This window comes from Kitasatospora putterlickiae (assembly GCF_039527695.1).
Classification (GTDB): Bacteria; Actinomycetota; Actinomycetes; order Streptomycetales; family Streptomycetaceae; genus Kitasatospora; species Kitasatospora putterlickiae.
The window spans coordinates 38602-42311 of the sequence record NZ_BAAAKJ010000196.1; the positions used below are offsets into that span (position 1 = coordinate 38602).

Here is a 3710-nt window from a genome sequence, read left to right on the forward strand (position 1 = left end):
GACGGCGATGCTGGACGGCCCCGACGCGCCGCTCGGCCGCCGGGCGCTGGACCCGGCCCGGGACGTGGTGGGCTCCCGGCGCAGCCTGGAGCTGACGCTGCCGGCGGATCCCACCAAGGCGCTGCTGACCGAGGTGACCGACGTCTTCCACGCCACGGTCAACGACGTGCTGCTCACGGCGGTGGCCCTGGCGGTGCAGGACTGGTCCCGGCGGCGGGACCGTCCCGCCGCGACCGTGCTGGTGGACGTCGAGGGCCACGGCCGGGAGGAGGAGGCGGTCGGCGGGGTGGATCTGTCCCGTACGGTCGGCTGGTTCACCAGCGTCCACCCGGTCCGGCTGGACCCGGGCGCCGTCGAGTGGCCGGACCTGTGGTCGGGCGGGCCCGAGGCCGGACGGGCGCTGAAGCGGATCAAGGAGCAGCTGGCCGCGGTCCCCGACCACGGACTGGGCTACGGCCTGCTGCGGTACCTCAATCCGCGCACCGGGGAGGCCCTCTCGGGCCTGCCGGTGCCGCAGATCGGCTTCAACCACCTCGGCCGCTTCGGCACGCCCACCGGGTCCGGCGACTGGGCGCCGGCGTACGAGATCGGCGGGTTCACCGGCGGCGCCGACCCGGGCCTGCCACTGGCGCACGCGCTGGAGGTCAACACGCTCGTCCGGGAGGGCGAGGGCGCGGAGCCGACGCTCGTGGCCGAGTGGTCCTGGGCGGCGGAGCTGTTCACGGCGGCGGAGGTCGAGGACCTGGGAGCCACCTGGTTCCGCGTTCTGCGGGCCTTGGCCGACCATGCCCGGCGGCCGGAATCGGGCGGCCACAGCCCTTCCGACATTCCACTGGTCTCGCTCTCCCAGGACGAGATCGACCGGCTTCAGGAAGAACTGGCCCTGGAGGGGGACCTATGACGACGGCGGCGAAGCGCACGCCGAGGATCGAGACCGTCCTGCCGCTCACGCCGGTCCAGGAAGGGCTGGTGTTCCACGCCGCGTACGACGAGGACGGTTCGGCGCTCTACAACGTGCAGGTGGTGCTGGACCTCGAAGGGCCGCTGGACGCGGCCGTGCTGCGGAGGTCGGTGGAGGCGGTGGTGCGGCGCCACCCGACCCTGCGGGCGAGCTTCCGCCGCCGGGCCACCGGCGACACCGTGCAGGTGGTCCAGTCGGAGGTGTCGCCGCCCTGGGAGGAGGCGGACCTGACCGCGGTCGCGGACGGCGACCGCGAGGCCGAGGTCGCGCGGGTCACCCGGGAGGCCCGCACCCGCCCGTTCGACCTGGCCACGGCCCCGCTGGCGCGGTTCACGCTGGTCCGGCGGCGGCCCGACCGGTTCCGGCTGGTGCTGACGAACCACCACGCCGTCCTGGACGGCTGGTCCACCGGGTTGCTGCTGCGCGAGCTCTTCGAGGCCTACGGCGCGGGCGGCGACGCCTCGGCGCTGGCACCCGCCGTGCCGCTGCAGGACTTCTTCGCCTGGCGGGCCCGTCAGGACGCCCCGGAGGCCCGGACGGCGTGGCGCGCGGCGCTGGCCGGTCTGGAGGAGGCCACCCGGGTGGCCCCCAACGCGGACAGCCGCCGGGCGGTGCCGACCGGAAAGGAGCTGGTCACCGTTCCCCAGGAGGTGACGACGGCCCTCACCGAACGCGCCCGGCTGCTGGGCCTGACCGCCAACACCGTGGTCCAGGGCACCTGGGCCCTGCTGCTGTCCCGGCTGACGGGCCGTGACGACGTGGTCTTCGGCACCACGGTGGCCGGCCGGGCACCCGAGCTGCGCGACGTCGAGGCCATGGTCGGGATGCTCGTCAACACCGTGCCGGTGCGGGTCCGGATCGACCCCCGGGAGACGCTCACCGGGCTGTTCGCGCGGCTGCAGGAGGAGCAGTCGCGGCTCGGCGCCCACCAGCACCTCGGACTGACCGAGATCCAGGGCCTGTCGGACATCGACGGCGACCTCTTCGATTCGCTCGTGGTGTTCGAGAACTACCCGCTGGACCGGACCGTCGACTCCGTCGCCGGCGTGCGGGTGACGGGCACCGAGTCGCACAACAGCATCCACTACCCGCTGAGCCTGATCGCGCACCCGGGCGAGACCCTCGTGCTCTGCTTCGGCTACCGCCCGGACCTCCTCACCGGCCCCGAGGCCCGGCGCGTCGCCGACCGTTTCGTCCACCTGCTCCGCGGCTTCGCCGCCGGCACCCCGGCCGCCGCCGTCGGCGACATCGACGTGCTGACGGCGGAGGAGCGGCACCGGCTGGTCGTCGGGCTGAACGACACGGCCCGCCCGGTGCCGGACCGGTCGGTGGCCGAGCTGTTCGCCGCGCAGGCCGCCGCCAGGCCGGACAGCGTCGCGATCCGGTCCGGCGAACGGACCGTCACGTACCGCGAGTTGGACGATCGGGCGAACCTCCTGGCGGCCGAACTCGACCGCCGGGGCATCGGGCCCGAGACCATCGTCGCGCTGGCGGTACCGCGGTCGGCCGCGATGGTGGTGGCGCTGCTCGCCGTCCTGAAGTCCGGCGCGGCCTACCTGCCGATCGACCCCGACTACCCGGCCGAGCGCATCGCGTTCATGCTCGCCGACGCGCGCCCCGCCCTGATCGTCACCACCGCCGGCCTCCTCGAACGCCTCGACGGCAGCGGCCCGGGAACCCCCCGGCTGCTCGTCGACGACACGCCCACCTCGGAAGGGAACCCGCAATGAGAGTACTGTCCGTGGCCGCCCCCGGCTCGGGGCTCTTCCTGCCCACCGTCCCCCTGGCCTGGGCGCTGCGGGCCGCCGGGCACGAGGTCCTGGTCGCCAACAACGGCAAGGCCGCCGAGACGCTGGTCGCGGCCGGGCTCCCCGCGGTCGACGTGTGCCCCGGCCACGACGTGTTCGCCGAGTTCATGGCGGCGAGCCGGGCGATCAACACGGCGCCGCCGGGCGCCCCGAGGCCCCGGCGCGGCGGGCTCGGGCTGTTCGGGGAGGAGATGGCGGAAGGCCTCCTCCGGGTCGCCGAGGAGTTCCGGCCGGACCTCGTGCTGTCCACCTTGGAGCAGGGCGCCGGGCCCCTGGTCGCCGGCGCGCTCGGCGTCCCCCACGTGGAGCAGAGCGTACGGTTGGCCTGGGCGGGCGGCGACGAACAGGCGGTGACGTACCGCGAGTCCATCGCCCGGTACCTGGAACCCACCCGTCTCAAGCTGGGTCTGGACGAGCCGGCCGCCGCAGCCGCGATGATCGACGTCCGGCCGCCGAGCCTGGGGGGCCGTGACGACGCGACCGAGTGGTCGATGCGCTACGTGCCCTACAACGAGAGCCGGCTGCTGCCCGAGTGGGCGCTGGCGGCGCCGTCCCGGCCCCGGGTGTGCCTGACCCTGGGCAGCGTCCTGCCGCTGTCCGGCGAGCTCGGCGAGCTCGACGCGTTCCTGACCGAGTGCGCCGCCCTGGACTTCGAGCTCGTCCTCGCCATGGGCGAGGACCAGGCCGGCGCCCTGGGACCGGTGCCGGACAACGTGCGGGTGGCGGGCTGGGTGCCGCTCAGCGCGCTGCTGCCTTCCTGCGCCGCGATCGTTCACCACGGCGGGGCGGGTACCGCGCTGACCGCGCTGGTCCACGGCGTCCCGCAACTGGTCGTGCCGCGACTCGCCGACCAGCCGGCGAACGCGGCCGTGATCCACGCCCGGGGCGTCGGCCTCGCCCGCGCCCCGCACGAGGCGACGGCGGCCGCCGTGAAGGACGAC

At 74.9% G+C, this 3710-nt stretch carries 3 protein-coding genes; all 3 read left to right on the forward strand.

Annotated elements, in window-relative coordinates:
- Positions 1-901: condensation domain-containing protein (locus ABD308_RS19690; protein WP_344336462.1), on the forward strand; the 901-nt coding region annotated here is incomplete at its 5' end.
- Positions 898-2691, forward strand: coding sequence for a condensation domain-containing protein (locus tag ABD308_RS19695; protein ID WP_344336464.1), 1794 nt, complete (start codon positions 898-900; stop codon positions 2689-2691). The genes ABD308_RS19690 and ABD308_RS19695, both read left to right, overlap by 4 nt.
- The coding region (locus ABD308_RS19700) for a nucleotide disphospho-sugar-binding domain-containing protein (RefSeq protein ID WP_344336467.1) at positions 2688-3710 on the forward strand (1023 nt) is incomplete at its 3' end. The genes ABD308_RS19695 and ABD308_RS19700, both read left to right, overlap by 4 nt.

What these genes read in the sequence shown, in the direction of transcription:
- ABD308_RS19695 (WP_344336464.1), top strand. Translation starts at nt 898, where the DNA reads ATGACGACGGCGGCGAAGCGCACGCCGAGGATCGAGACCGTCCTGCCG.